Source organism: Sulfitobacter sp., from assembly GCF_041552635.1.
In the GTDB taxonomy this organism is placed as follows: domain Bacteria; phylum Pseudomonadota; class Alphaproteobacteria; order Rhodobacterales; family Rhodobacteraceae; genus Sulfitobacter.
The window spans coordinates 1-1,801 of record NZ_JBFEKM010000338.1 but is presented as its reverse complement, the minus strand read 5'-3'; the positions used below and the strand labels follow the sequence as shown (position 1 = coordinate 1,801).

Sequence of the window (1,801 nt, the reverse complement as noted above, 5' to 3'; positions counted from 1 at the left end):
GCATCCAACACGCGGTAATCAAACGCCTTCAAACGGATGCGGATGTTTTGGCTTTGTGCCATATGTCATCATCCCTCATTGGGAGGTGAAACGAAGAGGAAGAGACGCCTCATCACGGCCCTTCATTGCGTTTTGTCGTAAATCAAACGGGGCGCGTAAAAACGCACCCCGCTGAGACTTGCGCTCTATAGGTCGAGTCGGCCTTGCTGGCAAGGGGTGAATTGAAGTCAGAGCGGAACACTACGTAACCGCCGCGAAAAACAGCCGATGCTACCCCCAAAGCTTGCTGGTCAAACAGCCGCCCAAAGCTGCTTTGCCGCAAGCACGGCAAAAGAAAGCACGGTGACATAAAGCGCCGTTATGAACCTAAGGCGCTTTTGTTCGCGAAGCTTTGAAACCTTAAGCAGTTCATAGGCCAGTTCCGTGGTCCAATCCACCTTTGAAACTGCGGCACGCAAATCAGCAACGGTGCGATGCCGCGCTGTCTGCACATAAAGCACACGTTCAACCCCCATCTCGGCAGAATCGCTTACCGTGGGTGCTGTCCGCCGGGACGGGTAAAGCACATAGCCAAAGAAAAACAACGGGGCCATCACAACGACCCAAAACACGATCACGAAGGGCAGCCCATCGGTGCCGGCACCGGGCAATCCACCAACAACTGCAGAGACGATATTCAAGGCAAAGGTATAGCCGATTCCCACGATCTGGGCTTTGGTGTCATAGGCACGAACCGTTGCCTGCGCCTCCTCCAACGATATGCGCAGGAACTGCTGCTGGATGGTGTCATCGGAGGGCTGAACATTTGGCATAGGAATATTGAGCTTGCATCGAGGAATAAGACAAAGTGCGCTGTAAGGTGACAACACTCGCAATTCGAAAAATATACAATCGAAAACGGCATGAGATTGGCGGCACCATATGGTGCTCAAACACTCAGCTGGTGTTGTTCAAATCAGTCTTTGCGGCGCAAAAGGGTGCGAATTTCCTTTTGAGGAGCCCCCTTTTTGAAAAGATGAAACTTTAGATCGAGACCTTCGGCGACAAGGGTGCGATGAAATTCTTGAATTTCATAATCTCCTGTTTCGTCAATATATAACGAAAAGACGGAAAGCGTATCCCCCTCAAGCTTGGCCCAGACGAAAGGTTCCCCCTTGAGAGGATCAAGCGGAACCTCTTTGCCGAAGACATTCGTTTTCATGGCCGATGTATAGATATTCTCGCGCGCACTTGGGACGAATGAAATCTGATAGGTTTTTGCTTTGCTGCGGCCATCATCCTTATAGCTGACCGAGGTCCACACCAGCGTAAACCCGGTCTTGGTTGCCTTGATTGTGGTGCTCATGTCCCGGCGCTGTGTTTGCCCTTCAAAGGTGAACTCGGCTTCGCCGGTGTAGGTCCCCTCGAAACGATCAAACGGGGCAGCGCAAAGGGACGCTGGCAACAGCAAAAAAAGGAACACGCAGATACTGCGCATGGCGATTGGGAATGTACTCATAAATCAAGCTTAGATGTTTTCGGGAAGGTTGCCAGTCCTCTGCGATCATAAACACGCATAACCACATTAGCCAAAAGTGGAACCCCGACACACCACATCGGAAAAACAAAAGGCCGCCCCGGTATGGGACGGCCTTTCGATCTCAAGCTGTTGTGGGTGGGGGTGACCCCACCCTACGGCTTATTCGTTGATTTTGGACACAACGCCCGCGCCAACAGTGCGGCCGCCTTCGCGGATCGCAAAGCGCAGACCGTCTTCCATCGCGATCGGTGCGATCAGTTCAACGTCGAACTGCAGGTTGTC

At 52.3% G+C, this 1,801-nt stretch carries 2 protein-coding genes and 2 pseudogenes; all 4 read right to left on the bottom strand.

Features of this window, described 5'->3' with window-relative positions; genetic code table 11:
- Positions 1 to 62, bottom strand: a pseudogene (gene rpsJ / locus ABYT07_RS20860) (30S ribosomal protein S10); the annotation flags it as partial.
- Positions 63 to 290: 228 nt separating this feature from the next.
- Positions 291 to 812 carry a hypothetical protein gene (locus tag ABYT07_RS20855; RefSeq protein ID WP_372993913.1) on the bottom strand — a complete coding sequence of 174 codons (522 nt, stop codon included), beginning with the start codon at positions 810 to 812 and terminating at the stop codon, positions 291 to 293.
- Between the two features lie 143 nt (positions 813 to 955).
- A complete protein-coding gene (locus tag ABYT07_RS20850; RefSeq protein ID WP_372993912.1) occupies positions 956 to 1,498 on the bottom strand; it encodes a hypothetical protein in 543 nt (180 codons plus the stop codon).
- A gap of 180 nt (positions 1,499 to 1,678) precedes the next feature.
- Positions 1,679 to 1,801: pseudogene (gene tuf / locus ABYT07_RS20845) on the bottom strand (elongation factor Tu); the annotation flags it as partial.